Origin of the sequence: Erythrobacter sp. JK5 (assembly GCF_018205975.1) — a bacterium.
Lineage (GTDB): Bacteria > Pseudomonadota > Alphaproteobacteria > Sphingomonadales > Sphingomonadaceae > Erythrobacter.
On sequence record NZ_CP073577.1, the window covers coordinates 712,152 to 734,496 of the forward strand.

Below are 22,345 nucleotides of genomic sequence, written 5' to 3' on the forward strand. Positions count from 1 at the left end.
GTCATTGCGAGCCGCAGGCGAAGCAATCCATCTTCTGACGTTGATTTCAATTGCGACGTCGGTCGATGGATTGCCGCGTCGCCCTGCGGGCTCCTCGCAATGACGAGGTCAGGATTCGCTTTGCATGGCCGCAACCATGCTCGCGGTCAATTCCTGCAGCCTCGCAGGCGCGTCCTTGCCAAATTCGCCGACCAGATCGACGAAAGCCGAACCGACGACGACGCCGTCGGCCACCTTGGCGATCTCCGCGGCCTGTTCGGGCGTGCGCACGCCGAATCCGACCGCGACGGGCAGGTCGGTCGATTGCTTGATGCGGGAGACATTGGTCTCGATCGAGTCGATCGCGGCCTGCTGCTTGCCGGTGATGCCGGCGACAGAGACGTAGTAGAGAAACCCTTCACTGCCTGCGATCACCGCCGGGAGCCGAGCGGCGTCGGTTGTCGGGGTGGCGAGGCGGATCGGAGCGATCCCTTGTGCGCGCAGGGCCGGGCCGAGCGCGTCGTCTTCCTCGGGCGGAATGTCGACACAGATGATTCCATCGACGCCTGCCTTGGCGGCAGCATCGGCAAACCATTCCGGCCCGCGCCGGATCATCGGGTTGGCGTAACCCATCAGCACCAGCGGCACGTCCGGGTGGCGCGCGCGAAAGTCGGTTGCGATCTGCAGCACATCGGCGGTGGTGGTGCCTGCACCCAGCGAGCGCAGGTTCGCTGCCTGGATCGCGGGGCCATCGGCCATCGGATCGGTGAACGGCATGCCGAGCTCGATCACGTCAGCGCCGCCGGCGACGAGTGCATCAAGATTGGCCGCAGTGTCGCCATCGCCAGCAGTGATGAAGGCGACGAAAGCGGGGTGGGGTTTGGAGAAGGTGGTGGAGAGGCGGGTCATTCTTGGTTCTTCGACTCGTCGATAACGGTTTTTGCCCATTGAAATGAGGCAATTACAAACGCAATTCCGAACGAAATCGCAGTGTCGAACGCAGTTATCTCAATCGGGAGATTACGGAATACATGGTCCAATAGCTCTCTCAGGATCAGAATTAGGATTCCGCCCGATACTCCAACTACTAGAAACCGTAGCAACCTGTTCCTCAATGGCTCAATCCGGTTCGATTATGGTCCTCGTCGCCCCGGACTTGATCCGGGGCAAGGCTTCTTTGGCTTGGAAAGTAGAAAGCCTGATCCCGGCTCAAGGCCGGGATGACGGTGGTGGTTTTACGCCGGGTCATTTGGTCTTGGTTTCTGCTTTCGCTGCCTGGCGACGTCTTCGCCATTCGTTGAAGGAAGAGATTGAGGCCGCCACTACAGCCGCCCAAACGAAAGTACGAACTTCAAAACCTTCTTCTGCCATAAGCCCGCGCAACATGGTGAGAACCAAGAAGAGTAGTAGGAATTCGAATAGCCACTGTCTCCACCTAGGAAACCTCGGTTGTTGCCGGGATCGGACCAAACGTTCCTTCTTCCTTTCCCTAGCCCGAGCCTTGCTCAAATCTCCACCCCAAGCTTTTCAGCCACGGTGAAGATGTCCTTGTCGCCGCGTCCGCACAGATTCATCAGGATGATCTGATCCTCGCTCATCTGTTTGGCGCGCTCGGCCACCGCCGCAATCGCGTGCGACGGTTCCAAAGCCGGAATGATCCCCTCGGTGCGGCACAGCAGCTGGAAACCGTCCAGCGCCTCGTCGTCAGTGACGGCAGTGTATTCGACCCGCCTGCTTTCCTTGAGCCATGCGTGCTCGGGGCCGATGCCGGGATAATCCAGACCGGCGCTGATCGAGTGGCCTTCGGTGATCTGGCCGTCCTCGTCCTGCAGCAGGTAGGTCTTGTTGCCGTGGAGCACTCCCGGTGCGCCGCCGAGCAGGCTTGCGGCGTGTTCGTCGCCATCCAAGCCGTGGCCCGCTGCTTCGACGCCGAGCATCTTGACTTCCGGATCGTCGAGAAACGGGTGGAACAGGCCCAGCGCGTTCGATCCCCCACCGATGCAGGCGACGAGCAAGTCGGGAAGCCGACCCACGCGCTCGAGCATCTGCGCGCGCGCTTCGGTGCCGATCACGCTCTGGAAGTTGCGCACCAGCTCCGGATAGGGGTGCGGGCCTGCCGCCGTGCCGATGATGTAGAAGGTGTCGTGGACATTCGCGACCCAGTCGCGCAGCCCTTCGTTCATCGCATCTTTCAGCGTCGCGCCGCCGCTGGTGACTGGGACGACCTCCGCGCCGAGCAGCTTCATGCGGAAGACGTTGGGCGATTGCCGCTTCACGTCCTCTGCGCCCATGTAGATCACGCAGGGCAGGCCGAACCGCGCGCACACGGTGGCGGTTGCGACCCCGTGCTGGCCCGCGCCGGTTTCGGCGATGATGCGGGTCTTGCCCATCCGGATCGCCAGCAGGATTTGCCCGATGCAATTGTTGATCTTGTGCGCGCCGGTATGATTGAGCTCGTCGCGCTTGAACCAGACCTGCGCGCCGCCAAGCGCCTCGGTCAGGCGTTCGGCGAAATACAGCGGGGAGGGGCGGCCGACGTAGTGTTCGAGCAGGTCGTCAAATTCGGCCGCAAAAGCCGGATCGGCCTGCGCCGCACGATATTCGCGCTCCAGATCGAGGATCAGCGGCATCAGCGTTTCGGCCACGTAGCGTCCGCCGAACTGGCCGAAATGCCCGCGTTCGTCGGGCTGGGCGCGGAAGGAATTGGGAGCGGTTGCCAAAGTCAAGAAATCCGTTCGGGCTGAGCCTGTCGAAGCCCCGTTCTTCACTTCCGGCCCAGCAGGAAAAGAAAAAGTACGGCCCTTCGACAAGCTCAGGGCGAACGGGAATGGTTAGGTGTTTCGAGCCGCTTCGCAGAACGCCGCGATCTTGTCCACGTCCTTGACGCCGGGCGCGCTTTCGAGGCCCGACGAGGCATCGACCAGCTCGGTTCCGGTAGCGCGGATCGCATCGGCGACATTGTCGGGCGTCAGTCCGCCCGCGAGGCCCCACGGAATGCGGTGCTCGAAATCCGCCAGCAATTCCCAACGGAAGGTTTCGCCATTGCCGCCGGGCAGTTTCTTGGCGGGCGCGTCGAACAGCAGCCGGTCGACCGCGCCTTCGAACCGGCGCGAATTGAACAGCGTGTCGCGGTCCTTGACTCCGAGCGCGCGCCACGTTTCGACCCCGGACTTGGTCCGCACCAGCTCGATCCACTCGGGCGTTTCCTTGCCGTGGAACTGGATCACGTCGGGCTTGACCTGCTCGATCACGTTACCGGTCGTCTTCACGTCGGCATTGACCAGCAGCACCACCGCCTTGACCGATGACGGCACCAGTCTGCGCAGCCGCGCGGCATCGTCGAGCGAGACGTGGCGCGGGCTCCTGTCGAAATGGACGAGGCCGACATGCGTCGCACCCGCGCCGACGGCGGCTTCGATGGTTTTGGGCGTCGACAGTCCGCAAATCTTGATCTGGATCGGCATTGTCTTGCTCTAGAGCGTGGCTTCGATTGCCCTTGCTGCGGCTTCGGGATCGTCGGCGCGGCTGATCGGGCGACCGATCACCAGCACGCTGGCCCCGTCGTCGCGCGCCTTGCGCGGGGTGACGATCCGCTTCTGGTCGCCGATGCCGTTGGTGCCGGGACGCAGGCCGGGAACGACGAAGAAACCATCCTTCCACTGCTTGCGTACTTCGCCGACCTCCTGGCCGGAACAGACGATCCCGTCGAGCCCGGCCTTTTCCGCCAGTTCTGCGAGCCGCATGACGTGATCGCGCGGGGAGCCGTCGACCCCGGTGCGCGCCAGATCCTTCTCATCGAGGCTGGTGAGCATGGTCACGCCGACCACCTTGCACCCTTCCGCCGCCGCCGCCTTGGCGTCTTCCATCATCGCGCGGCCGCCGCCTGCATGGATGGTCACGATCGAGGGTTCGTATACGTGGATCGCCTGCATCGCGCCGGCAACGGTGTTGGGAATGTCGTGGAATTTCAGGTCGAGAAACACCGGCAGCCCCATGCGCGCGATCTCGTGGACCCCGTGTCCGCCATGTGCGCAGAAGAATTCGAGGCCGAGCTTAACGCCGCCTATATGCGCCTTGACCTTGTGCAGCAGCGCCTTGGCTGGCTCGATCTGCGGCAGGTCGAGCGCGAGGTAGACAGGGTTGCTCATTCGCGCCCGGCATCCCCGGTTGCAGGCGTCGCTGGCGTCGTCGGCTCAGGTGAAGGGGCAAAGTTATCCACCGGTGCTGCCGGGTCTTCCGCAGGGTTTTCAACAGGGTTGTCCCCAGCCTGCGGGGGCACGGGCTCATGACGCCGTGCGAGCGCGTTCGACTTTGCGGCGCTTTCGAGGCTGCGGATGCGCCGGTTGAGGCTCCACTTTACACTGCGGTGATACAGCCAGGTAGGGACGAGACCGAGGAGGAAGGCGATGATCACCAGCGCAGGGATCTTGGTCTCCAGCACCAGATTGTCCCACAGTGTCACTTCGACCGATTCCCAGTTGAAGAACGAAAAGGCCAGAATCACGAACAGGATCAGGACCCAGATGATGGTGCGGACAATCTGCATGGGAAGCGTTCCCTCTATTCCTCTGCTCTCGCCAGAGACTTAAGCGTTTTGGTTGGCGAGTCTAGCGATTGAGCCGGATTCACCCATGCAGCGGACCTAACCGAAGACCCGTTCGAAGATCGTGTCGACGTGCTTGAAATGGTATTCGAGGTCGAATTTCTCCTCGAGCTCGGCAGCGGACAGCGCAGCGATCACTTCCTCGTCTTGCTTGAGCAGATCGAGCAGCGAGATGATACCGTTGGATTCCCAAACCTTCATCGCATTGCGCTGGACCAGGCGATAGGCGTCTTCGCGGCTGACTCCAGCCTGGGTTAGCGCGAGCAGCACGCGTTGCGAATGGACCAGCCCGCCCATCGCATCGAGATTGGACTGCATCCGATCAGGATAGACCAGCAGCTTCTCAACCACCCCGGTCAGGCGGGCGAGCGCGAAGTCGAGCGTGATCGTCGCGTCCGGGCCGATGAACCGCTCGACCGAGGAATGCGAGATGTCCCGCTCGTGCCACAGCGCCACGTTTTCCAACGCGGGCAGGGCATAGGCGCGGATCATGCGTGCCTGTCCGGTCAGGTTCTCGGTCAGGATCGGGTTGCGCTTGTGCGGCATGGCCGACGAGCCCTTCTGGCCGGGAGAGAAATATTCCTCCGCCTCGAGCACTTCGGTGCGCTGAAGATGCCGGATTTCGACCGCGAGCCGTTCGATGCTGCCTGCAATCACGGCGAGCGTTGCGAAAAACATCGCATGGCGATCGCGCGGGATCACCTGCGTGCTGATCGGTTCGGGGGTGAGGCCGAGCTGCTCGGCGACATGAGCTTCGACCGCAGGGTCGATATTGGCGAAGGTGCCGACCGCGCCCGACACCGCGCAGGTCGCGATTTCCGCGCGTGCGGCGATCAGCCGCTCGCGGCAGCGGTCGAACTCGGCATAGGCCTGCGCGAGCTTGAGCCCAAAGGTCACCGGTTCGGCGTGAATGCCGTGACTGCGCCCGATGGTCGGGGTGTATTTGTGTTCCTCCGCGCGCGTCCTGATCGCTGCGAGCAGCGCATCGAGATCGGCCAGCAGGATGTCCGAAGCACGCGCCAGCTGCACCGACAGCGTCGTGTCGAGCACGTCGGAGGAGGTCATGCCCTGGTGCATGAACCGCGCTTCGTCGCCGACCTGTTCGGCCACCCAGGTGAGAAACGCGATCACGTCGTGCTTGGTCACCGCTTCGATCGCATCGATCGCCTCGACATCGATTTTGGGATCGGTGGCCCACCAGTCCCACAGCGCCTTTGCCGCGCTTTCCGGCACGACGCCGAGTTCCCCCAGTTTCTGCGTGGCGTGCGCCTCGATTTCGAACCAGATGCGGAATTTCGCCTCCGGCTCCCAGAGGGCGGACATTTCGGGGCGGGCGTAGCGCGGGACCATCGACTGAATTCTCCAAGGGTTGGGCCGGGGCGCGGCTACGGTCCGGTGCAGGTGCTGTCAACTCGACTCGACCGACGCGTCGCGTGATCGCGAAACTTGGCGTGTTTCTACATTACAATCGCCCGTCGGTAGGGCACATTCGCGCCAATCGACCGGTCGGAAAGATCGGCGCTTGTCCGGGTCGCTTTCAGAAAGATGGGAGCCACCAATGCCAATCCGGGACGAGCAAGGCAATCAATGTCATCATATCGTACGGCTGCACCTGCGCAGTCTGGGAATGCCGCGCGTTTCCGAATTCAGCGCGCTGGCCAACGCGCAACGAACCTATGGTCCGCACGGCATCTGCATTTCGTTCGAAAGCGGGATGAGCATGCCGCAGGCGGTCGATACCGCAACGCAGTGCGTCGAACTCGTGAACGTGAATGTCGGGACCTGTTTGATGAACCAGGGCACATTCAATCCCACGATGACAGCCCAGCAGAGCGCTATGTTCGGGATCGGAGATATTCAGAGCATTCCGCCCCGAAACATCCTGGCTGTGTGGGTCGAGAATGTTCGCAAGGAAGACGGGACACGCCTCGCCGGTTGCGCCTCGCATCCGGCAGATCGGGGAGCCTGCGTGGTCGCCGCCGCCGGGTCTCTGTGGACGTTGGCGCATGAAGTCGGCCATGTGCTGGGTCTTACGCACGAAAGTGGAACGCGAAATCTTATGAGCACGCCGACGTCAAGCATATCGACGAACCCGCCGGAGCTTTCGGCGAGCCAGGTCGCAACCGTCAAACGTTCCAGGTATTGCCAGCGGGTCTGATTTCCCCAACCCCACCCTCCGTTGTAACCAATCCCGGTTGTGCGCGAACCGGGAGGCAGGAGGACATGCGATGAGCAACCACGGGTTCGGCTCGCCAGCCGGCGCATCGACTGCGTCGGTGCCTGGCCCGGCACCGGGCTGGGGAGAGCGCCTGCGCTCCCTGTATTCGGGCAGCGCCGTGCTGTTTTGGCCCTTTACCGATTTCGCCATGCGCATCTTCATTGCGATCGCGTTCCTGCGATCAGGCTGGGTCAAGGCGTCAGACTGGGACAAGGCGGTCTATCTCGCTGCCGAGGAATACCCGGTCAGCTGGCTTTCCGCTCACGCGGCGGCGGCGACTGGGCTCGCGATCGAGCTGGTCGCTCCTATGCTGCTTGCAATCGGCCTGATGACCCGCCCGGCAGCGCTGGCGCTCGCCGCGCTGACGATCGTGGCCCACACTGTCTACATCCCGACCACCACCAATCTGATGCTGATCGCGATGCTGATCTGGTATCTGGTTTCGGGTCCGGCAGCGATTTCGCTCGACGCACTGTGGGTGCGCGGGTTCACAAGCGGCAAATCGGGTCCCGTCACGCTGGCCGTGCGCGCCGGGGCCTGGCTTCGCGCCCGCGCCGGCCCGCTGGTGGTTGTGGCCATGCGGGTCTGGCTGGGGATCGCGCTGCTTGCGCTGGCAGAGGTCTTCGACCCGCCGATCTGGCTTGCCACGTGGCTGCCGATCACCAGTTTCACCGGATTGCCGGCGTGGCTGGCGATCCTGTTTGCGGTGTTGCTCATCACCGGAACGGCGGCGAGTCCGGTATCCTACGCGCTGACATTCGTGGTGGCCGCGTTCATGATCTCGGGCGTCCATCCGGACGTCACGTTCTACCCGGTGCTGTTGCTGGGCGTGTACGAGGCACGGGGCGCGGGGCCGTGGTCGGTCGATGACCTTGTCGAAGGCTGGCTGCGAAAGCGCTACCCTACGTCGGCGGGCGAGAAGGTGAATATCGACGATCCGGATCTATGGCTCGCAACGCTGAAACAGTGGTGGCGGGGCGGGAGGCGGATCGCCGGGATGCTGGTGTTCAGACGATCCTGAACACCGCTCGCCCGGATGGATCAGGGTTTAGATAAGTCCTTTCGCGCGCAACGAAACGTGTCCTTCGCGCCCGACGATCACATGATCGTGCACCGTCACGCCCAGCAACCGACCGGCCTCCGCAATCCGCTGGGTGATCTGGATGTCGGCGCGGCTGGGCTCCGGATTGCCGCTCGGGTGGTTGTGAACGAGGATCAGGGCGCTGGCACCGAGATCGAGCGCGCGGCGGATGACCTCGCGCGGATGGATCGTCGCCTCGTCGATCGAACCGTCGCCGACGTGGTGATCGTCCATCAGGCGATTCTTGGTGTCGAGATACAGCACACGCACCCGCTCGACCGTCAGGTGCGCCATGTCGATCGCGAGGTAATCGAGCAGCGACTGCCACGATCCGAGCACCGGCTTCTGCACCACCTCGCTGCGCGCCATGCGTCGCGCAGCCACCGCCACGCTCTTGAGCGCCGCAGCGCTCGTTTCGCCGACCCCCTTGACCCGCTGGAGCGCCGCGGGATCGGCATTGAGCACTCCCGCCAGCGATCCGAACTGCTTGATCAGCGCCTTGGCCATCGGTTTCGTGTCACCCTGCTTGATCGCTGCGAACAGCAGGTATTCGAGCACCTCGTAATCGGCGAGCGCCTCCGCACCGCCTTTCAGCAAACGCTCGCGCAATCGGGCGCGGTGGCCTCTGCCGGCAAGCTTGCCCGAATCGGACCCATGCCCCGCCTCTGCGGCGCTCTCCTGACCGAAGTCGAAACTGTCTTCAGCTTGCGGCAAGCATCCTCCCGACAAAGATTATTTGTGCGCGGCATTCATTGCCTTTGGCAAACGTTGCGCGCAAGTGTGGGTCACGATGGCGGCAGCCGAACAAGACAGAGATATCGACAAACGACGGCGATGGTGGCCGCGACGCAAGAGATGGCGGACCGCGATCATCCTGCTCGCAACGCTGCTGATCGTCGGCTCGGGCGCGTGGACCGGGCGCGAACAGATCGCCGGCGACATCATCGACGATGTGTTGCGACAGAACGGCATGACGGCGACCTACGAGATCGTCTCGATCGGGCCGCAGCAGCAGGTGTTCGAAAATCTGGTGATTGGCGACCCGGAAGCCCCGGACTTCACCGCCGAGCGGGTGGTGGTCGATCTCGAATACGGGTTCGGCACGGCTGAACTCGGGCGGATCGCGATCACCGGCGCGCGGCTGTTCGGGACTTTCCGCGAAGGCGAATTTAGCTTTGGCACGCTCGACCCGCTGCTGTTCGCCGAGACCGATGAGCCTGCGGGATTGCCGCCCTACGATGTCAGCATCGTCGATGGCCGTGCGCGGATCGATGGCGACTTCGGCGTGGTGGGGATCAAGCTCGACGGCGAAGGGCCGCTCCAGGATGGCTTCAGCGGGACGATCGCTGCGACCTCCCCGGGAATGTCGGTTGCCGGTTGCCGGTTCGAGGTGGCGACGCTTTACGGTGACATTGCTACGGCCGACGGCGCGCCGAGCTATTCCGGCCCCGTGCGCCTGCGCGGCGGCGAGTGCGACAGCGCACGCTTCGCGCGGCTCGATATCGCGGCGGACCTGTCGCTCGATCGCGAGTTCACGGCGGTTGACGGTGAGTTTGGCCTGACCGGATCGGAACTCAGCGGGTTCGGAGTGGCGGTCGACGCGGTCGGGGGCGACGCGGCACTCAGCTGGGGCGATGGCGGGCTGGCGCTGCGCCACGCGCTGACCGCAACCGCGCTGACATCGCCCTACGGCGATCTTGCCGAGCTCGCGCTCGACGGACAACTTCGCGCGGCCGGCGATCCGCTGCGCAGCGAATGGACCACGCGGATCGAGGGCGAGGGGGCGCGATTGCCGCTCGGAAATCGCTCTGCACTGGCCGAGGCGCGGGCGGCAGCGGACGGTACCTTCGCGGGGCCGTTGCTGGTCAAGATGGAGCGCAGTCTGGCGCGGGCTGCCAATAACGGCAGCATCGTTGCCGATGCGACGGTGCGACAGTCCGGGGACGGCCTGACCCTGATCGTTCCCGAGGCGCGCCTGCGCGGCAGCACCGGCGAGACCTTGGCGGCTGTGTCACGTCTGAGCTGGAGCGCTGGCGGGCGGCTGCGCGCAAACATCGCGACCGGCGGAGAGGGATTGCCCCGCCTCACCGGCCGCATGGAGCAATTGGGCGGCGGCGATCTCGCCCTGCGTCTCGCCATGCAGGAATACCGGGCGGGGTCCAATTGGCTCGCGGTGCCCGAACTGCTGGTGCGCAGCAGCGCCGATGGCAGCCTGAGCTTCGATGGACGGGTTGCGGCCAACGGTGCCGTGCCGGGCGGCGCGGTCGAGCGGCTGGTCGTACCGGTCGAGGGCACATGGTCGCCGGGGAAGGGGCTCGCACTGGGCCGCCGCTGCACCACGGTCAGCTTTGCGCGCCTGTCGTATTACGAGGTCGCGCTCGACGGTCGCCGGATCGCGCTTTGCCCCGAAGCGGGCCGTGCCATCCTTGCTTATGACGACGCGCTCAGCGTCCGCGCGACGACCGGCCGGTTGGCGCTGACCGGGGCGCTGGCGGGATCGCCCCTGAAGCTCGATGCCGATGGTGCATCGTTCGCCTATCCCGGGGTTTTCGGGCTTGACGATCTTTCGGTGGTGATTGGTGCCAGCGGCGAAGCGGTGCGGCTCACCGCCGCGCGGTTCGATGGCAGTATCGACGACACGATCGGTGGCGCCTTTGCCGATGGCACGGCCCGGCTCGACATCGTACCGCTGGACCTCGACGAACTGGCAGGCGACTGGCGCTACGCGGATGGCGTCCTTTCGCTCGATCGCGGGGCCTTTCGGTTGACCGAACGGACGGAGGAGGGGGTGCTTGCGCGCTTCGAACCGCTGTTTGCGCGCGATGCCACGCTCACGCTCGATGGCAACGCGATTGCCGCGCAGGCCGATCTGCGCGAACCCGATGCCGACCGCCTGATCACTTCGGTCGCGATCGCGCACGATCTGGGAAGCGGGACGGGGCAGGCGCGGCTCGATATTCCCGGCGTCCGGTTCGACGACGCGCTCCAGCCCGACCAGCTGAGCTATCTGGCGAGCGGGGTTATCGCCCAGGCTTCGGGGACCATCGCGGGCGAGGGCCTGATCACCTGGACCGCCGACGACATCGCCAGCACCGGCAGCTTCACCACCGACCGGTTCGATTTCGCTGCGGCCTTCGGTCCGGTCAGTTCGGTGCGCGGGACGATGGCGTTTTCGGATCTGCTGGGAATGACGACCGCGCCGGGACAGGTGCTCGAAGTCGGCTCGGTCAATCCCGGGATCGAGGTGATCGGCGGGCGGGTCGTCTTCCAGTTGCGCGACGGACAGGTGCTTTCGGTGGAGGACGCCCGCTGGCCGTTCATGGGCGGAGAGTTGATCCTGCGCCCGGTTACGCTCGATTACGGCGAATCGAACGCGGCACGCTACGTGTTCGAGATCGTCGGGCTCGATGCCGCAAAGTTCATCACGCAGATGGAACTGACCAATGTCAGCGCGACCGGCACGTTCGACGGCACGATCCCGGTGGTGTTCGACACGATCGGGAACGGCCGGATCGAGGAGGGTCTGCTGATTTCGCGATCGCCCGGTGGCAACGTCGCATACATCGGTGAACTCACCTACGAAGACCTTGGCACGATGGGCAATTACGCGTTCCAGGCGCTGCGCTCGCTCGATTACACGCAGATGAGCGTCGGGCTGAGCGGCGATCTTGCCGGGGAGATCATCACCAGTTTCAAGTTCGACGGGATCAGCCAGGGCGAGGGGACCACCCGCAATTTCGTGACCCGCCAGCTGGCCAGGCTGCCGATCCGTTTCAACATCAACGTGCGAGCCGAGAATTTCTACGAACTTTCGACCGTCGTTCGCTCGTTCTTCGATCCCACCTTCCTCGGCAATCCGGTGGATCGCGGGCTGTTCGATGCGCGCGACGGGCGATTCGTTCCGACCAGCCGCAATCCCAGGCCGCCATCCGACGCGCCGGAGCAACCACCCCCGGACGCCGCCGCCGAAGTGATACGCCCCGATGAATCGACCGTTCAACCTCCCGAAAGCGAGGAATTGCCATGAGAGCTGCGAAATTGACCACATCCACGCCCGATGCCAGACACGGATCAACTAGTCAGGCGGGGGGAATGGTGCGGACGACCGGAATGATAGCTGCGGGTGCGGCGATGCTGTCGGCAGGACTGCTGACAGGGTGCATCAATGTCACCGCTCCCGATGAGCCGATCGTGATCGAGCTCAATATCAATATCCGGCAGGAAGTGATTTACCGGCTGGCGGAAGACGCGGCCAACACGATCGACGAGAACGCGGACATTTTCTGATCCGCTGCCATCGCCGGTCGCGCGAAAGGGAAGAGAAATGAATACCATGCGTCAAATCGTTCTGGCCGGTGCTGCGGGCGCGGCCCTGCTGGGTGCCGTCGCGGTGCCAGCGCTTGCGCAGCGCGACCCCGCCTATGCCGCAGCACGCGCAGGGGGGCAGGTCGGCGAACAGCCCGATGGCTATCTCGGCATCGTCGGCGAACGTACGCCCGCGCTTCAGCGGCTGGTCGACGACATCAATATCAAACGCCGCGCGGTCTATTCGCAGAAGGCGCAGGAGAACAGCGCGACGCTAGAGGCCTATGCGCTGACCGCGGGTTGTCAGGCGATCCTGCGTACCGAACCGGGCGAGAAATACATGGCACCCGACGGCACCTGGAAAACCCGCACCAGCGCCGCCCCCGACCGCGATCCGCGTTGTCCGTAAAATTGGTTTTTTGCGCGCCATTCGGCTTGTGGTTTCCTTGCATATGCGTCCGCAGGCCTGATCGGCTGCTGCCTTCCCCGAAGGCGCGAGGATTTCGTTTCGGGGATGCGAAGCGGACAATATCACGTGCGTAATCTGCACAGCCCTGCGGTTGACTTGAACCTACCCCCCTTCTAAGGGGTCCGCGCCCTCGGCGGGCGCTTTGTTTGCGCGTGTCTGCGTTCCATTCTACGGATAGCGGCATGAGTGACGAAAAGCCCGCACGGGAATCCATTGCCGAGGATGCGCGGATCGACGCGCTCGAACGGCGGCTCAAGGCCGCAACCGAGCGCGAAGAGAATCGCAACCGACCGAAAGTGCAGGGGGCCGATGCGAATTATCGCGCTGGCAACCGGGTGCTCGCGGACCTCCTGGGCGGGATTCTCGGCGGAAGTGTGATCGGCTGGGCGTTTGACGCACTGGTCGGTACCACGCCCTGGGGTCTGTTGGCTGGGCTGTTCCTTGGGATCGGCGTCGCCTTCAGAAACATCATTCGTGCGGCGAACACACGCCCCGAGGACCCGGAATAGATCCGGCATCGGGGCGCGTTTCATATCAGGATATCAGGGACCGACAACGTGGCAGCCGAACAGGGCAAAGTCGATCCGATGAAGCAGTTCCAGATCGAGCCGTTGTTCGGCTCGCAAGGCTGGGAAATCGCTGGCTTCAACATCGCGTTCACCAATTCCGCGCTGTGGATGGCGATCACCGTCGTCCTGCTGTGGATCTTCGTGTACGGCGGGATGAAGCGCGAACTGGTGCCCGGTCGCTGGCAGATGGCGGTGGAAAGCTTCACCGGATTCATCGACGACATGCTGGAAGCGAATGTCGGCAAGGAAGGGCGCAAATACGTGCCCTACATCTTCAGCCTGTTCATGTTCATCCTGTTTGCCAACCTGCTCGGCTTGATGCCGATCGGCGTCCTGGGCCTGCACCCGTTCACGTTCACGAGCCACTTCACCGTAACCGGCGTGCTCGCCGTGCTCAGCTTCTCGATCGTGCTGATCGTCGGCTTCTGGAAGCACGGACTCAAGTTCTTCAGCCTGTTCGTGCCGCACGGGACCCCGCTGTGGCTGATGTGGCTGATCCCGGTGATCGAGCTGATTTCCTTCATGGTCCGCCCGTTCAGCCTCGCGCTGCGACTGTTCGTGGCGATGATGGCCGGCCACGTGCTGCTCAAGGTGCTGTCGAGCTTTGTCATCGACAGCGTGAATGCGGGCGCGGTGTACGGTGGCCTGATCGGCGTCCCCAGCTTTGCGCTGATGATCGCGATCAGCGCGCTCGAAATCCTGGTAGCGGGCATCCAGGCTTACGTTTTCGCATTGCTCACGTCGCTCTACATCAACGACGCCGAGCATCTTCACTGAGTTTCACGACTTTTCATTCCAACAGTTTCGAATTCAAAGGAGTTTTCAAAAATGGAACCTGAAGCAGCCAAGCTCATCGGTGCAGGCCTTGCAGCTATCGGCGCCGGTCTTGCCGCAACCGGTGTGGGCAACGTGTTCGGTTCGTTCCTCGAAAGCGCGCTGCGCAATCCGGGTGCGGCCGACGGTCAGCAGGGTCGCCTGTTCATCGGCTTCGCCGCCGCCGAACTTCTCGGCCTGCTGGCGTTCGTCGTCGCGATGATCCTGATCTTCGTCGCCTGACGTCTCCGGGCTGGCGTACCGGGCGGGACGACCGCCCGGTTCCGCCGCCCATCCTGATCATCATCCGCGGACCCGGTCCATGCCCCAGATAGCGCAGCTTGCAGAAACCTATTCCAGCCAGATATTCTGGCTGCTGGTGTTCTTCGGCATCACCTTCTTCCTGATCGGACGGGGGATGGTGCCCAAGGTCATGGGCACGGTCCAGTTGCGCGACAAGCAGATCGCCGACGACCTCGCCGCCGCTCAGGCAGCGCGCGATGCGGCGGATCAGCAGGAAGAGACCTGGCGCGAACGCGAGAACGAGAATCGCGCGAAGGCGCAGGCCCTGATCGCGGAAGCCAAGGCCAAGGCTGCGGCATCGACCGAAAAGAAGGTGGCCAAGGCGCAGGACCGGCTCGACGCCAAGCTTGCCGAAGCCGAAGCGGAGATCGCGGCGGCACGCGCAAGCGCCATGACCGAGATCGAAAGCGTCGCCGCCGAAGCCACACAGGACATCGTCGCCCGGCTCGCCGGGACCACGGTGGATCAGGCGGCGGCCAAGGCTGCCGTGAAGGAGGCGCTCGCCCATGGCTGATATTCTCACCCTGCTCGCCAGCGCTGCCGAAGACGGCAAGGCTGCGCCGTCGGCGCTGTTTCTCGAGGATTATCAGTGGGTCTCGCTGGCCATGCTGGTGCTCATCGCGGTCGTCATCTGGAAGAAGGTGCCGGGCCTCATCACAGGTGGTCTCGACGCCAAGATCGCGCAGATCAAGCAGCAGCTCGACGAAGCCAAGGCCCTGCGCGCGGAGGCCGAAGCCCTGCGCGACGAATATTCGGCGAAGCTCGCGGATGCCGAAAAGCACTCCGAGGCGATGGTCGAGAATGCCCAGCGCGATGCCGAAGCGATCCTTGCCAAGGCCAAGGAAGACTCCGAGCGCATGGTCGCGCGGCGTCAACGGATGGCCGAGGACAAGATCGCCGCGGCGGAACGCGAAGCGGTGGAGGAAGTCCGCGCCCGCGCAGCCGAGGCTGCAGCCATGGCGTCGCGCAAGCTGATCGCAGAGCGGCACGACAGCGCCGCCGACCGCAAGCTGGCGGACGAGGTAATCGCCACGCTCTGAGCGTGCGGCTCAAATCCTGACGAGAAATAGGGCGGTCCTTGCGGGCCGCCCTTTTTCGATCGCATCGTGTGAGTTCTCGCGAACGAGACCGTCCCTCTCCGACTGCCCGAGGTCCCCGACCGCGCGGCGACCCGCAAACCGTCAGGTGCCCGGATCGAACACCACCTTGCCGACCAGTTCGCGCCTCGCCATCGCCTCGAACCCGTCGCGCCATCGGCTCAGGGGTAGCAGGCGATCGATCGCGGGATCGATCCGTCCCTGCTCGGCAAGTTCGGCAAGGGCGCGAATGATCGCCGCCCCCGTTCCGGAAAACGCCGCGCATATTCGCCGGCGCGCAGGCCGACGATGGAGAATCCCTTGATCAGCGGAATGTTGGTCGCGACCTCCGCTATCCTACCGCCGGTGAAGCCGACCACCACCAGTTTGCCGCCGAACGCGACGCAGCGGGTCGATTCATCGAACACGTCGCCGCCCACCGGGTCGAACACGATGTCGCACAAGGCACCGTCGGTGATGGCGGCGACCTGTTCCCTGAAGCGGCCCTGAGACAGGATCACGTGATCGGGCTTGCCAAGCTCGGCAATTCGTCCCGCCTTCGCCTCCACTCCGGTCGCGGCAATCACTCTTGCGCCCAGCGCCTTGGCGAGATCGACCGCCGCGAGGCCGACGCCGCCGCTCGCTCCGTGGATCAGCACCCACTGGCCTTCTCGCAATCCGGACAATTCGACCAGGCCGGTATAGGCAGTCGAATAAGCAGCCCCCATCGCTGCGGCCTGCCCGAAGCTCAGCCGCTCGGGCACGGGCGACAATCCGCGCCCCGGGATGCTGGCGGTCTGCGCGAATGCCCCGATCTTGTTCCCGCCCATCACGCGGTCGCCGGGCGCAAAGCCGCTGTCCGGATCGGCTTCGATTACTTCGCCTGCCAGTTCCAGCCCGCTGATAAAGGGCAGGTCGGGTTTGAGCTGGTATTCCCCGCGCGTCATCAGCAGGTCGGGAAAGTTGAGCGAAGCGGCGCGCACCCTTACAAGCACTTCACCGGGCATGCGCGAAAGCGCTGGCACATCGACCAGTGCGACGCCCGACAGGTCGTCGGACAGGCGTTCGACCATCAGTGCTTGCATCGAACGGCTAGAAATTGTCCTTGGCGGAGCGCAGCGCGGCGAAGGTCTCGTGCGGTTCGCTGCCGCCCCAGCGTGCCATCATGTCCGGATCGTCGGCACGCAGGAACGGATTGGTGGCGAGTTCCCGCTTGAGGACTGTTGGCACCGTGGGTTCGCCGCGCGATCGCTTGTCCTTGATCTCCTCGACATAGGCATGCAGCGCATCGTTCTCGGGATCGGCATGGAGCGCGAACTTGGCGTTCGCTTCGGTGTATTCGTGGGCGCAATACAGCGTGGTGGCGGTCGACATGCGCTTGATCCGCTCCAAGCTGGTCCAGAACTGCTTGGGTTCGCCTTCGAACATCCGCCCGCAACCGAGTGCGAACACCGCATCGCCAACGAACGCGATGCCTTCTTCGACGATGTGATAGGCGATGTGGCCGTTGGTGTGGCCCGACACATCGATCACATTCGCCTGATGCTCGCCGAGATTGACGGTGTCGCCATGGCTTACCACCCGGTCGATCGGAGAAAGCTTTTCGACTTCCTTCGGTGCGATCACCCGCGCGCCGGAGGCGGCAACGATCTCCGCGTTGCCCCCCGCATGATCGGGGTGCCAATGGGTGTTCCAGATATGGGTGATAGTCCAGCCTTTGGCTTCGGCTTGCTTCAGGTATTCCTTGGCATCGGGCGTGTCGATCGCGGCGGTTTCATCCGTGACCGAATTGTGGAGCAGGAATCCGTAATTGTCGGACAGGCAAGGGAATTGGTGGACTGTTAGCATGGATCGCAGTTTACGCTTCCCTGCCGGAATAGGAAAGGCCCGCCTGCATCGCTGCAAGCGGGCCTTTCTGATTGCGCGTGTGCGAGGGAAGGGGCTTATTCGCCCTTCTTGAGCGCTTCGCCCAGGATGTCGCCGAGCGATGCGCCGCTGTCGGACGAACCGAACTGCTGCACCGCTTCCTTCTCTTCGGCGATCTGACGCGCCTTGATCGAGAAGTTCGGCTTCTTCGAACGGTCGAAGCCGATGACCATCGCATCGACCTTGCTGCCGACCTGGAAGCGATCCGGACGCTGTTCGTCGCGGTCGCGGCCGAGATCCGAGCGCTTGATGAACCCGGTCGCACCGTCGTCGCCGACCTGCACTTCAAGCCCGCCATCGCGCACTTCGAGGATGGTGACGGTGACGGTCTGGCCTTTGCGCAGCGAGCCGGCAGCGGCGGCACCGGCTTCGGTCGGAGCGCCCTTTTCAAGCTGCTTCATGCCGAGGCTGATGCGTTCTTTGTCGACATCGACGTCGAGCACGACGGCCTTGACCATTTCGCCCTTGCGGTGGAGCGCCAGCGCATCCTCGCCCGAAATGCCCCAGGCGATATCCGACATGTGGACCATGCCGTCGACATCGCCGTCCAGCCCGATGAACAGGCCGAATTCGGTGGCGTTCTTGACTTCGCCTTCGACTTCGGTGCCGATCGGATGCTTCTCGGCGAACTCGTCCCACGGATTGCGCTGGGCCTGCTTGAGACCTAGCGAAATGCGACGCTTGTCGCTGTCGACCTCGAGCACCATCACTTCGACTTCCTGCGAGGTCGAAACGATCTTGCCCGGGTGGACGTTCTTCTTGGTCCAGCTCATTTCCGAAACGTGCACCAGGCCTTCGATGCCCGGTTCGAGCTCCACGAACGCACCGTATTCGGTGATGTTGGTGACTGTCCCGTTGAGCTTCATGTTGACCGGGTACTTCGCCGCGACGCCATCCCACGGATCGCTTTCGAGCTGCTTCATGCCGAGGCTGATGCGCTGCGTATCCGAATTGATGCGAACGATCTGCACCGTCACGGTCTGGCCGATCTCGATAATTTCGCTCGGGTGGTTGACGCGCTTGTAGCTCATGTCGGTGACGTGCAGCAGGCCGTCGATACCGCCGAGGTCGACGAACGCACCGTAATCGGTGATGTTCTTGACAACGCCGTCGATCACCTGGCCTTCGGCCAGCTGGTCGATCAGTTCGCTGCGCTGTTCGGCGCGCGTTTCCTCAAGCACGGCGCGACGCGAGACGACGATGTTGCCACGGCGACGGTCCATCTTCAGGATCTGGAACGGCTGCGGCATGTCCATCAGCGGGGTGACATCGCGCACCGGGCGGATATCGACTTGCGAGCCGGGAAGGAACGCCACGGCGCCATCGAGATCGACGGTGAAACCGCCCTTGACCCGGCCGAAGATGCGACCTTCGACACGCTTGCCTTCGCCGAATTCGTTTTCGAGCTTGTCCCAGGCGGCTTCGCGGCGGGCGCGGTCGCGGCTGAGCATGGCTTCGCCATCGGCGTTTTCGACGCGGTCGACATAGACTTCGACTTCGCTGCCGACTTCGAGCCCATGGTCGTCTTCTCCGCGGGCGAATTCCTTGAGGTTGACCCGGCCTTCGGATTTCAGGCCGACATCGATCACGGCCATCCCGGCCTCGATCGCGGTCACGGTGCCTTTCACGACGCGGCCTTCGAAGCCGCCATCGTCTGCACCGCCGAGTTGTTCGTTGAGGAGCGCTTCGAAATCGTCGCGCGTTGGGTTGGGCGAAGTCGCCATAATTGGGAAATTCCCTTGTCTACATTTGCTACCGGCCACCGGTTTTTCCGGGGTCTTTCACCGCTTCCTGTGCACCATTGCGCAGGTTGGCGGGGCAAGAGGCCGACGTCTCCACAGGGCCGGATGCCGCCGCGAAGGTTCCTTCAACCGAAAATGATTGCGAGAACGGCGGCGCGCCTAGGCGAAGACGCGGCGCAAAGCAAGGATTTTAGGTGTTCCCACCCAGATGCTGCTCGACCGCCTCGAGCACGACCTCGAAGGCCTGATCGCGGTCGAAGCTGGTCGTATCGATAACCATCGCATCGGGCGCGGCCTTGAGCGGTGCGTCCTTGCGATTGATGTCGCGGGCGTCGCGGGCAACCACGTCCTGCTCGATCTCGGCGAGCGGAATTTCGATCTCTCGCCCGGTCATCTCGAGCCAGCGCCGCCGGGCGCGTTCCTGCACGCTGGCGGTGATGAACAGCTTCACATCGGCGTCGGGGGCAATCACGGTGCCGATATCGCGCCCGTCGAGCACCGCGCCCCCAGGCTGTTCGGCGAAAGCGCGCTGGCGCTCGAACAGCGCCTTGCGCACGCCGGGATGCACCGAGACGCGGCTCGCCAGACCGCCGGTCTCTTCGGTGCGCAGCTCTGGATCGTCGAGCAGCTCGTCGGCGAAGGTGCAGGCCGCGAGCGCATCGGCTTCGCTGTCGGGATCGCCGCCATTAAGCCACGTCTGGTAGCCGACAGCACGGTAAAGCAGGCCGGTGTCGAGGCAGGGGAGGCCGAAATGCGCGGCGAGCTGTTTGGCGATGGTGCCCTTGCCCGACGCGGTGGGACCATCGACGGCGATGATCATGAGAATACGTCCTTTGCCCTCTTGGGGGTCATCGCTCGCGCTTCCTGCCGTTTCCAGCGGTGATGCAGGATGAAGAAGCCCACACAGGCCACTAGCACGTTGAGCCCGAGCAGGACCGGGTCGAACTGCCAATCGTTCCAGAACAGGGCCGAACCGATCGCGAAGACGGCCAGCGCGATCGCGGCAAAGATGCGGCGACGGATCACGAAGGCGTCTCGACCGTCTTCGTTCGCCTTCGGCCGGCCTTGACCAGACCGAAGATCGCTATCGCGGCCCAGAACCCTTCGAGCACAAGGCTGGGCCAGTTGGTGTGGACCAGCAGCGAAATCGTCAGCAACGCGGCGCCCATCAGGTTGGTGCCGTGGAGGATATAGGGGTTCGGATCGTCTCTATAGGTCAGGTAGGCGTAGGCACCGATGATGCAGGCGGTGCCGAGGAAGCCGATCAAGCTGTAGATGTCGAGCGCCTCGCTGGTCATGCGCGCGCTTTCGCCAGCAGGTCCATGAAGGTCGGAAAGCTCGTCGCAATCGGCGAAGTATCGTCGACGGTCACGCCGCCGCTGCTCACAAGGCCTGCCACGGCCATGCTCATGGCAATGCGGTGATCGAGCTTCGTCTCCACGGACGCCCCATCCGGCGTTCCGGGAAGCGGTTCGCCGCCGGTGCCGTGGATGGCAAGGCCGTCCTCTTTTTCCTCCACACGCGCGCCGGCCAGCGTCAGCGCGGCGGCCATCGTCGCCAGCCGGTCGCTTTCCTTGACGCGCAATTCTTCGAGGCCGGTCGTGACGGTTTTGCCGTCAGCCAGCGCTGCGGCGACGAACAGCACGGGAAACTCGTCGATCATGCTGGGGGCAAGCGCGGGGTCGATCTGGGTCCCGGTCAGCGGCGAGTGTCTGACGTGAAGGTCTGCCACCGGTTCGCCGCCGACTTCGCGCGGATCCAGCGCCTCGATATTGCCGCCCATTTGCCTGAGCGCCTCGATAATTCCGGAGCGGGTCGCGTTCATGCCGACATTCTCGATCACCAGGTCGCTGCCCGGCACGATCAGGGCGGCGACGATGAAGAATGCCGCCGAGGAGGGATCGCCGGGCACAACGACATGCTGGGGCCGCAGGTCCGCTTCGCCGTGGATCGCAATGACGCGTTCGCCATTCTCCTCGCCGATCTCGAGCGTAGCGCCGAACCCGGCCAGCATTCGCTCGGTATGATCGCGCGTAGCGACCGGTTCGATCACGGTCGTGATGCCTGGCGTATTGAGGCCGGCGAGCAGCACGGCGCTTTTGACCTGCGCACTCGCGACGGGAAGGCGGTAGCGGATCGGGACAGCGGGCAGGGCACCGCGCAGCAGCAGCGGCAGGGTGCCGCCGCTCGACGCTTCGAAACTCGCGCCCATCAGGCTGAGCGGCTCGATCACGCGGTTCATCGGGCGGCCAGACAGGCTGGCATCGCCGACGAAGGTCGCCAGAAAGCCGTGGCTGGCGAGAAGCCCCATCAGCAACCGGGTCGACGTGCCGGAATTTCCCATGTCGAGCGCCTGATGCGGCTCCAGCAGGCTGCCAAGCCCTGCGCCGTGCACGCGCCACACGCTGTCGTCGCCGCGCACGATTTCGGCGCCGAGTTGGCGCATCGCCGCTGCGGTGGCGAGCACATCCTCGCCTTCGAGCAGTCCCTCGATCGTGCTTTCACCCACCGCGAGCGACGCAAACATCAGCGCGCGGTGGCTGATCGACTTGTCGCCGGGCACGCGCAGGCGGCCCCGCAGCGGTCCGGATAGGGAAAAGGTTTGGCTGCCCATAGCGCGGCGGTCTTTGACAGCGCCTCTCGCGTCTGGCAAGGCGCGCCGCGATCTTGATTCCGGACCTTGAATGTGGTCGAGGCCGGTCCCACAAATTTGCGAATTCAAGCGCCCGCCGGGCTCGCGGGCACAACCAAGGATTAATCAATGGCGAAGCCAGAATGGGGCACCAAGCGTTCCTGCCCCAAATGCGGGGAACGCTTTTACGATCTGGGCAAGGATGATCCCGTGACCTGCATCGAATGCGGGGACGAGTGGACTCCCGAACCGGTGCTCAAGACCAAGCAACCGATCCCGTTCGAGGAAGAAAAGAAGAAGAAGGACGCCGAGCCCGACAGCGATCTCGGCGGCGATGACGACGATGAACTGAAGGACATCGAAAACATCGACGACGACGACGATTCGCCCGATAACGATGTGGACCTCGGCGGCGACGACGACCTTGGCGTGGCCAAGGGCAAGGGCGACGACGACGACGACGACAATTGATGCGCGCGCGCCCATCCGGGCGCGCGTCAGTCCGCCGTCCGACGCATGAGGGTCCGCGAGAATTTGGGCTTGCCAAATTATCGCAGCGCCCATAAAGCGCGCGCTCCTTGCGAAAGCGGGGGCTTGGCCTTATCTTGGTAGGGCTGAAAATCGATGGA

General features: G+C 63.9%; 26 protein-coding genes. 11 read left to right on the forward strand and 15 right to left on the reverse strand.

All coding sequences use genetic code 11. The features are described 5' to 3' along the window. Positions 1-108: 108 nt before the first annotated feature. From trpA to purB, 6 genes are all read right to left on the reverse strand, one after another. The gene (gene trpA, locus KDC96_RS03440; RefSeq protein WP_212450713.1) at positions 109-888 is read right to left on the reverse strand and encodes a tryptophan synthase subunit alpha; all 780 of its coding nucleotides are present in this window, start codon (positions 886-888) and stop codon (positions 109-111) included. Positions 889-1,484: 596 nt separating this feature from the next. Further along, positions 1,485-2,699 (reverse strand): tryptophan synthase subunit beta, encoded by a 1,215-nt coding sequence (gene trpB, locus KDC96_RS03445; RefSeq protein ID WP_212450715.1) that lies wholly within the window; start codon positions 2,697-2,699, stop codon positions 1,485-1,487. Between the two features lie 111 nt (positions 2,700-2,810). Further along, positions 2,811-3,443: a phosphoribosylanthranilate isomerase gene (locus KDC96_RS03450; protein WP_212450717.1), complete on the reverse strand. Its 633-nt coding sequence runs from the start codon at positions 3,441-3,443 to the stop codon at positions 2,811-2,813. 9 nt (positions 3,444-3,452) lie between these two features. Beyond that, positions 3,453-4,127 carry an orotidine-5'-phosphate decarboxylase gene (gene pyrF / locus KDC96_RS03455; RefSeq protein ID WP_212450719.1) on the reverse strand — a complete coding sequence of 225 codons (675 nt, stop codon included), beginning with the start codon at positions 4,125-4,127 and terminating at the stop codon, positions 3,453-3,455. Then, positions 4,124-4,525: a LapA family protein gene (locus tag KDC96_RS03460; protein ID WP_212450721.1), complete on the reverse strand. Its 402-nt coding sequence runs from the start codon at positions 4,523-4,525 to the stop codon at positions 4,124-4,126. The genes pyrF and KDC96_RS03460 overlap by 4 nt, the downstream gene beginning before the upstream one ends. Positions 4,526-4,621: 96 nt before the next feature. Further along, complete coding sequence (purB, locus tag KDC96_RS03465) at positions 4,622-5,932, reverse strand: adenylosuccinate lyase (protein WP_212450723.1); 1,311 nt, start codon at positions 5,930-5,932, stop codon at positions 4,622-4,624. A gap of 208 nt (positions 5,933-6,140) precedes the next feature. On the opposite strand from purB, the gene KDC96_RS03470 reads away from it, so the two are divergent. After that, positions 6,141-6,740 carry a hypothetical protein gene (locus KDC96_RS03470; RefSeq protein WP_212450726.1) on the forward strand — a complete coding sequence of 200 codons (600 nt, stop codon included), beginning with the start codon at positions 6,141-6,143 and terminating at the stop codon, positions 6,738-6,740. A 70-nt stretch (positions 6,741-6,810) separates the two neighbouring features. Beyond that, on the forward strand, positions 6,811-7,821 hold the full coding sequence (locus tag KDC96_RS03475; protein WP_212450728.1) for a DoxX family protein: 1,011 nt from the start codon (positions 6,811-6,813) through the stop codon (positions 7,819-7,821). A 27-nt stretch (positions 7,822-7,848) separates the two neighbouring features. Here KDC96_RS03475 and radC read toward each other — a convergent pair whose 3' ends face one another. Beyond that, the gene (gene radC / locus KDC96_RS03480) at positions 7,849-8,595 is read right to left on the reverse strand and encodes a DNA repair protein RadC (protein ID WP_212450730.1); all 747 of its coding nucleotides are present in this window, start codon (positions 8,593-8,595) and stop codon (positions 7,849-7,851) included. A 76-nt stretch (positions 8,596-8,671) separates the two neighbouring features. On the opposite strand from radC, the gene KDC96_RS03485 reads away from it, so the two are divergent. From KDC96_RS03485 to KDC96_RS03520, 8 genes are all read left to right on the forward strand, one after another. Beyond that, positions 8,672-11,908 (forward strand): YdbH domain-containing protein, encoded by a 3,237-nt coding sequence (locus tag KDC96_RS03485; RefSeq protein ID WP_212450732.1) that lies wholly within the window; start codon positions 8,672-8,674, stop codon positions 11,906-11,908. Between the two features lie 83 nt (positions 11,909-11,991). Continuing rightward, positions 11,992-12,168, forward strand: a complete 177-nt coding sequence (locus KDC96_RS03490) for a YnbE family lipoprotein (RefSeq protein WP_371815543.1) — start codon at positions 11,992-11,994, stop codon at positions 12,166-12,168. Positions 12,169-12,214: 46 nt separating this feature from the next. Then, on the forward strand, positions 12,215-12,595 hold the full coding sequence (locus KDC96_RS03495) for a YdbL family protein (protein ID WP_371815544.1): 381 nt from the start codon (positions 12,215-12,217) through the stop codon (positions 12,593-12,595). A gap of 242 nt (positions 12,596-12,837) precedes the next feature. Continuing rightward, a complete protein-coding gene (locus tag KDC96_RS03500) occupies positions 12,838-13,164 on the forward strand; it encodes an AtpZ/AtpI family protein (RefSeq protein WP_212450738.1) in 327 nt (108 codons plus the stop codon). A 78-nt stretch (positions 13,165-13,242) separates the two neighbouring features. Beyond that, positions 13,243-14,001 carry a F0F1 ATP synthase subunit A gene (locus tag KDC96_RS03505; RefSeq protein ID WP_212452356.1) on the forward strand — a complete coding sequence of 253 codons (759 nt, stop codon included), beginning with the start codon at positions 13,243-13,245 and terminating at the stop codon, positions 13,999-14,001. Positions 14,002-14,052: 51 nt separating this feature from the next. Then, entirely contained in the window at positions 14,053-14,280 is a 228-nt protein-coding gene (locus KDC96_RS03510; protein WP_212450741.1) for a F0F1 ATP synthase subunit C, read from the forward strand. Positions 14,281-14,359: 79 nt separating this feature from the next. Continuing rightward, positions 14,360-14,854, forward strand: coding sequence for an ATPase (locus KDC96_RS03515; protein WP_212450743.1), 495 nt, complete (start codon positions 14,360-14,362; stop codon positions 14,852-14,854). Then, entirely contained in the window at positions 14,847-15,380 is a 534-nt protein-coding gene (locus tag KDC96_RS03520; RefSeq protein ID WP_212450745.1) for a hypothetical protein, read from the forward strand. Before KDC96_RS03515 ends, KDC96_RS03520 begins: the two co-directional genes overlap by 8 nt. A 141-nt stretch (positions 15,381-15,521) precedes the next feature. Here KDC96_RS03520 and KDC96_RS16670 read toward each other — a convergent pair whose 3' ends face one another. The 8 genes from KDC96_RS16670 to aroA form a co-directional block, all read right to left on the reverse strand. After that, the gene (locus tag KDC96_RS16670) at positions 15,522-15,668 is read right to left on the reverse strand and encodes a hypothetical protein (protein WP_371815545.1); all 147 of its coding nucleotides are present in this window, start codon (positions 15,666-15,668) and stop codon (positions 15,522-15,524) included. Then, positions 15,599-16,501 (reverse strand): NADPH:quinone oxidoreductase family protein, encoded by a 903-nt coding sequence (locus tag KDC96_RS03525; RefSeq protein WP_371815524.1) that lies wholly within the window; start codon positions 16,499-16,501, stop codon positions 15,599-15,601. Before KDC96_RS03525 ends, KDC96_RS16670 begins: the two co-directional genes overlap by 70 nt. Before the next feature lie 7 nt (positions 16,502-16,508). Continuing rightward, entirely contained in the window at positions 16,509-17,264 is a 756-nt protein-coding gene (gloB, locus tag KDC96_RS03530) for a hydroxyacylglutathione hydrolase (protein WP_212450747.1), read from the reverse strand. Positions 17,265-17,359: 95 nt separating this feature from the next. Next, complete coding sequence (gene rpsA / locus KDC96_RS03535; protein WP_212450749.1) at positions 17,360-19,066, reverse strand: 30S ribosomal protein S1; 1,707 nt, start codon at positions 19,064-19,066, stop codon at positions 17,360-17,362. A 208-nt stretch (positions 19,067-19,274) separates the two neighbouring features. Further along, the gene (gene cmk, locus KDC96_RS03540) at positions 19,275-19,904 is read right to left on the reverse strand and encodes a (d)CMP kinase (RefSeq protein WP_212450751.1); all 630 of its coding nucleotides are present in this window, start codon (positions 19,902-19,904) and stop codon (positions 19,275-19,277) included. Next, positions 19,901-20,110 (reverse strand): hypothetical protein, encoded by a 210-nt coding sequence (locus KDC96_RS03545; RefSeq protein ID WP_212450753.1) that lies wholly within the window; start codon positions 20,108-20,110, stop codon positions 19,901-19,903. Before KDC96_RS03545 ends, cmk begins: the two co-directional genes overlap by 4 nt. Beyond that, complete coding sequence (locus KDC96_RS03550; protein WP_212450755.1) at positions 20,107-20,382, reverse strand: permease; 276 nt, start codon at positions 20,380-20,382, stop codon at positions 20,107-20,109. The genes KDC96_RS03545 and KDC96_RS03550 overlap by 4 nt, the downstream gene beginning before the upstream one ends. Next, positions 20,379-21,698 carry a 3-phosphoshikimate 1-carboxyvinyltransferase gene (gene aroA / locus KDC96_RS03555; RefSeq protein ID WP_212450757.1) on the reverse strand — a complete coding sequence of 440 codons (1,320 nt, stop codon included), beginning with the start codon at positions 21,696-21,698 and terminating at the stop codon, positions 20,379-20,381. The genes KDC96_RS03550 and aroA overlap by 4 nt, the downstream gene beginning before the upstream one ends. Positions 21,699-21,845: 147 nt before the next feature. On the opposite strand from aroA, the gene KDC96_RS03560 reads away from it, so the two are divergent. Continuing rightward, positions 21,846-22,187: a TIGR02300 family protein gene (locus KDC96_RS03560; protein WP_212450759.1), complete on the forward strand. Its 342-nt coding sequence runs from the start codon at positions 21,846-21,848 to the stop codon at positions 22,185-22,187. Positions 22,188-22,345 lie beyond the last annotated feature (158 nt).

Coding starts and splice junctions, on each gene's coding strand:
- KDC96_RS03560 (WP_212450759.1), top strand. CDS start 21,846: ATGGCGAAGCCAGAATGGGGCACCAAGCGTTCCTGCCCCAAATGCGGG.
- KDC96_RS03490 (WP_371815543.1), top strand. CDS start 11,992: ATGATAGCTGCGGGTGCGGCGATGCTGTCGGCAGGACTGCTGACAGGG.
- KDC96_RS03525 (WP_371815524.1), bottom strand. CDS start 16,501: ATGCAAGCACTGATGGTCGAACGCCTGTCCGACGACCTGTCGGGCGTC.
- KDC96_RS03450 (WP_212450717.1), bottom strand. CDS start 3,443: ATGCCGATCCAGATCAAGATTTGCGGACTGTCGACGCCCAAAACCATC.
- aroA (WP_212450757.1), bottom strand. CDS start 21,698: ATGGGCAGCCAAACCTTTTCCCTATCCGGACCGCTGCGGGGCCGCCTG.
- KDC96_RS03510 (WP_212450741.1), top strand. CDS start 14,053: ATGGAACCTGAAGCAGCCAAGCTCATCGGTGCAGGCCTTGCAGCTATC.
- purB (WP_212450723.1), bottom strand. CDS start 5,932: ATGGTCCCGCGCTACGCCCGCCCCGAAATGTCCGCCCTCTGGGAGCCG.
- gloB (WP_212450747.1), bottom strand. CDS start 17,264: ATGCTAACAGTCCACCAATTCCCTTGCCTGTCCGACAATTACGGATTC.
- KDC96_RS03460 (WP_212450721.1), bottom strand. CDS start 4,525: ATGCAGATTGTCCGCACCATCATCTGGGTCCTGATCCTGTTCGTGATT.
- KDC96_RS03470 (WP_212450726.1), top strand. CDS start 6,141: ATGCCAATCCGGGACGAGCAAGGCAATCAATGTCATCATATCGTACGG.
- KDC96_RS03515 (WP_212450743.1), top strand. CDS start 14,360: ATGCCCCAGATAGCGCAGCTTGCAGAAACCTATTCCAGCCAGATATTC.
- cmk (WP_212450751.1), bottom strand. CDS start 19,904: ATGATCATCGCCGTCGATGGTCCCACCGCGTCGGGCAAGGGCACCATC.
- pyrF (WP_212450719.1), bottom strand. CDS start 4,127: ATGAGCAACCCTGTCTACCTCGCGCTCGACCTGCCGCAGATCGAGCCA.
- trpA (WP_212450713.1), bottom strand. CDS start 888: ATGACCCGCCTCTCCACCACCTTCTCCAAACCCCACCCCGCTTTCGTC.
- KDC96_RS03485 (WP_212450732.1), top strand. CDS start 8,672: ATGGCGGCAGCCGAACAAGACAGAGATATCGACAAACGACGGCGATGG.
- KDC96_RS03495 (WP_371815544.1), top strand. CDS start 12,215: ATGCGTCAAATCGTTCTGGCCGGTGCTGCGGGCGCGGCCCTGCTGGGT.
- KDC96_RS03550 (WP_212450755.1), bottom strand. CDS start 20,382: ATGACCAGCGAGGCGCTCGACATCTACAGCTTGATCGGCTTCCTCGGC.
- KDC96_RS03520 (WP_212450745.1), top strand. CDS start 14,847: ATGGCTGATATTCTCACCCTGCTCGCCAGCGCTGCCGAAGACGGCAAG.
- KDC96_RS03475 (WP_212450728.1), top strand. CDS start 6,811: ATGAGCAACCACGGGTTCGGCTCGCCAGCCGGCGCATCGACTGCGTCG.
- rpsA (WP_212450749.1), bottom strand. CDS start 19,066: ATGGCGACTTCGCCCAACCCAACGCGCGACGATTTCGAAGCGCTCCTC.
- KDC96_RS03505 (WP_212452356.1), top strand. CDS start 13,243: ATGAAGCAGTTCCAGATCGAGCCGTTGTTCGGCTCGCAAGGCTGGGAA.
- KDC96_RS03500 (WP_212450738.1), top strand. CDS start 12,838: ATGAGTGACGAAAAGCCCGCACGGGAATCCATTGCCGAGGATGCGCGG.